The organism is Roseofilum sp. SBFL (assembly GCF_017746885.1).
Taxonomy (GTDB): domain Bacteria; phylum Cyanobacteriota; class Cyanobacteriia; order Cyanobacteriales; family Desertifilaceae; genus Roseofilum.
On record NZ_JAGHZH010000088.1, the window covers coordinates 1 to 3,262 of the forward strand.

General features: G+C 42.4%; 4 protein-coding genes and 1 pseudogene. 2 read left to right on the forward strand and 3 right to left on the reverse strand.

What is annotated here, in order from left to right; genetic code table 11:
* Window positions 1-133 precede the first annotated feature (133 nt).
* Window positions 134-544 (reverse strand): annotated as a pseudogene (gene folE / locus J7545_RS09740) (GTP cyclohydrolase I); the annotation flags it as partial.
* Window positions 545-723: 179 nt separating this feature from the next.
* Complete coding sequence (locus tag J7545_RS09745) at window positions 724-1,788, reverse strand: GTP-binding protein (RefSeq protein ID WP_318697900.1); 1,065 nt, start codon at window positions 1,786-1,788, stop codon at window positions 724-726.
* A gap of 235 nt (window positions 1,789-2,023) precedes the next feature.
* Here J7545_RS09745 and J7545_RS09750 point away from each other — a divergent pair, with 235 nt between their 5' ends.
* Together J7545_RS09750 and J7545_RS09755 are read left to right on the forward strand one after the other, a co-directional pair.
* Window positions 2,024-2,284 carry a hypothetical protein gene (locus J7545_RS09750; protein ID WP_318697901.1) on the forward strand — a complete coding sequence of 87 codons (261 nt, stop codon included), beginning with the start codon at window positions 2,024-2,026 and terminating at the stop codon, window positions 2,282-2,284.
* 5 nt (window positions 2,285-2,289) lie between these two features.
* Window positions 2,290-2,736 (forward strand): type II toxin-antitoxin system VapC family toxin, encoded by a 447-nt coding sequence (locus tag J7545_RS09755; RefSeq protein WP_318697902.1) that lies wholly within the window; start codon window positions 2,290-2,292, stop codon window positions 2,734-2,736.
* Here the strand turns inward: J7545_RS09755 and J7545_RS09760 are convergent.
* Entirely contained in the window at window positions 2,700-3,164 is a 465-nt protein-coding gene (locus tag J7545_RS09760) for a hypothetical protein (RefSeq protein WP_318697903.1), read from the reverse strand. The two genes, J7545_RS09755 and J7545_RS09760, sit on opposite strands and share 37 nt — an antisense overlap.
* Between the last annotated feature and the right edge of the window lie 98 nt (window positions 3,165-3,262).

The following is a 3,262-nucleotide window of genomic DNA, read 5'->3' on the forward strand; positions in this document are numbered from 1 at the left end:
CTCAATGGTCGCGATCGCATAACTATAGCATCAGGTTAGAGGGTTACTTGCCCAAAAAATCGCTAGATTTTTTTCGCCATCTTTTAACGGCTCAAAGCCTAGCCTAGCCTTAGATTCAAGCCTGTTGTCACCCCCTGAGGCGACGGGCATACATTTCACAAATGCGGGCAATTTTGGAAAGACCAATTACTTTACCGTTGGGAATATAGGCGATGTGGGCACGCCCTAGGATCGGTAAAATGTGATGTTCGCAGGAGCTAAAGAGATCGATATCTCTGACTAATACCATTTCATCGGTATCTTCGTGAAATACAGCACCATTGAGCAATTCATCTAGAGATTGGTGATACCCAGAGGTGAGAAATTGGAGTGCTTTGACGACTCGTTTCGGAGTATCCCGCAAGCCTTCGCGATCGGGATCTTCTCCCAATCCCAATAACAAGGTTCGCACGGCTTGTTCCATCTCGGCTTGGGAAACCCGTGGCTGAGATTGGGCAGAAATCGCAGCAATGGTTTGATCAACAGATAGGTTATGAGCAGGCATTTGGGCAGTCATAGAATTTCAGGAGAGTAAGGACAGTTGAGAATTGAGTTGTGTGGAGGTTGCCCTCCTATAGCGCTACGCGCTAGGGAATAGGTTATGGGTGCTGGGTTTGAGTATTGAACTGGAGTTCTAACCGACTCTTTCTCTGCTATCGATGGAGAAAGTTCACTAGCCAGGAACTAAGATGCTTCACAGAGGGCTAGTTCGTTACGAATTTGCTCGCTGTTGATATGCCGCCCAATGACCACTAGTTGGTTACTAGGGGCTATATTATCCCAGTCTTCAGCGTTGAGAGTGCAGCGTTTGCCACAGAGCTGAAAGATGTGTTTGTGGGGACTTTGGGTAAACCAGAGCAGACCCTTAGCCCGAAATACGCTAGGGGGTAATGTATCAAGGAATTCTTCAAACTTCCGTAGGGAGAAGGGGCGATTGCTGCAATAAGAAACCGATACAAATCCATCGTTATCCAAATGATCGGAGTGATGATGATGGTGTTCATGATCGTGATGATCGTGACTGTGATCGTGATGGTGGGGATCGTGGCGATCGAGCTGGTTTTTTTCAATCTCTTCTTGGACGAGATCGGCGTAGGATTCTTCATTGTTGTATCCCACATCCAAAATTACCGGCAGAGGCACTTTTCCATTGTGGCAGCGCATCATGCGAGGCTTTTCTTTCATCGCCCGAATCTGACCTTCTAACTCCTCGACTTTTGCAACGGCAACTAAGTCGGTTTTATTGAGCAGAATAATGTCCCCATAGGCAATTTGTTTAAGTGCCGCTTGGCTATCAAAATGCTCTGGAGTAAATTCAGACGCATCTACTAGGGTAATCACAGAGTCAAGATGGGTCAGATTTCGTAACTCAGTACCCAGAAAGGTCAGCATAATGGGGAGGGGATCGGCGATGCCTGTGGTTTCAATCACCATATAGTCAATGCGATCGCTGTTTTCTAAGACGTTGTAAACTGCCTGCACTAAGTCATCATTAATGGTGCAGCAAATGCAGCCATTGCTCAGTTGCACCATCTCTTCATCGATAGAAACCAGAAGTTGGCTATCGATATCAATATCGCCAAATTCATTCACCAGTACAGCGACTTTCAAATCTTGACGATTGCTGAGAATTTGATTGACTAGGGTGGTTTTTCCACTGCCCAAGAACCCCGTGATGATGGTAACTGGCATCCCTCGCTTGGGAATCTCAATTGGCGATCGAGCGATGTCGCTGGATGTAAGGGTCATAGATGAAAAATAAAATGATAATCATTCTCACAAATAGGATGATACCACAAAAATCAAGTCAAGGATGAACCCTTCTTTTGGCAATCGTGGATGAACGGCTTGTTTAATCACTGGAGATAAATGTATTTATCTATACAGTTTTTGTAGCGATCGCCTCTGTACCATAACCCAAATCTGGATCAGAAACCTGGTTTTATACTAAAATCAAGTTAAACAATCAAAAAAAGAAGCAATTATGAATTCAGTAAACTTACGACAAAAAATCATACTTCAACTTAATCAACTTTCCCCAGACCGACTGGCCTTAGTAAGTGACTTTATTGAATCTATTCAAGCCTTAGAAAACTCTGAACCATCTTCTTTACGAAAATTCCCTCCGATTAAAAGAGGTAAAACGGCCGCAGATTTAGTAAAATTTGCTGCAAGTTGGGAAGGTGATGACCTCGAAGAATGCTTGAATATTGTCCATAAAAACCGATCGCCCACTCAATTTTAATTTACATGTCTTATCTTCTAGATACTAACCACTGTAGCTATATTATTAATGGCGATCGTCAAGTGATTAATCAATTAAATGCTCATGGAAGTGATAGTGTTGGAATTAGCATTATTAGTTATGCAGAACTGCTATACATGACAGATAAATCCCAAAAGCCCTTAGAAAATAAACGAGCAGTTGAAGCATTTTTAACTTATATGGACTTGTATTTTATAGATGAAGAAACAGCAGTTATCTATAGCAGAATAAAATCCGCAATTTTTAATTACTTTGCTCCCAAAGATAAAAATAAGCGTCGCCGTACCAGTATGATAAACTTAGGATTTACTGACCATGACCTGTGGATTGTTGCCACAGCAATCCAAAACGGGTTAACTCTAGTTTCTGCTGATAGTGACTTTAAAAGAATTAATCAAGTTGAACCCTTCTTTTGGGAATCATGGAGATGAAGTGCCTGTTTGATCGCAGGTGAAACACTATAGCGCTTGTTTTTCCGTTCAATTAAGGAGCGATCGCACAAAGAATGGAGCGCATTGATCGAGTTGGAGGCTTCAATCGTCTGATTTTGCAGCAACTGCCCTAAGTTAACCGGTTCCTCAGCTTGCGCCAACAGATGAAGCACTTGCTGTTCTTGGGGGGATAATCGATCGAATTGTTCCTGCAAATTATCCTTGACATTTTCGGGCAATAATAATCTATGTTCGGATGATATATTGGTTGGCTCAATCTCTAGTTCTTGAATCTGAAAAACTACACTTTTCAGCCAGAATGGATTACCTTCATAGAGATTCAAAATTTGCCACTGTTCTCTATTCTCTAGCTCAGTCTCTCTGAGCAAAGCTTCCGTTGATAACGGATCTAATCCCTCTTTTGTCACTCTGCCGAATCAAGTGAGAATTAAGTGAAGGGATTTATGCTGACGAAAAAAAGTATTGAAATTGATTGACACGGTGCAGCAATGGGTGAAGTGATGAG

Bases quoted from the DNA above. Each gene is read 5' to 3' on its own strand.
- J7545_RS09745 (WP_318697900.1), bottom strand. From the start codon at position 1,788: ATGACCCTTACATCCAGCGACATCGCTCGATCGCCAATTGAGATTCCC.
- J7545_RS09750 (WP_318697901.1), top strand. From the start codon at position 2,024: ATGAATTCAGTAAACTTACGACAAAAAATCATACTTCAACTTAATCAA.
- J7545_RS09755 (WP_318697902.1), top strand. From the start codon at position 2,290: ATGTCTTATCTTCTAGATACTAACCACTGTAGCTATATTATTAATGGC.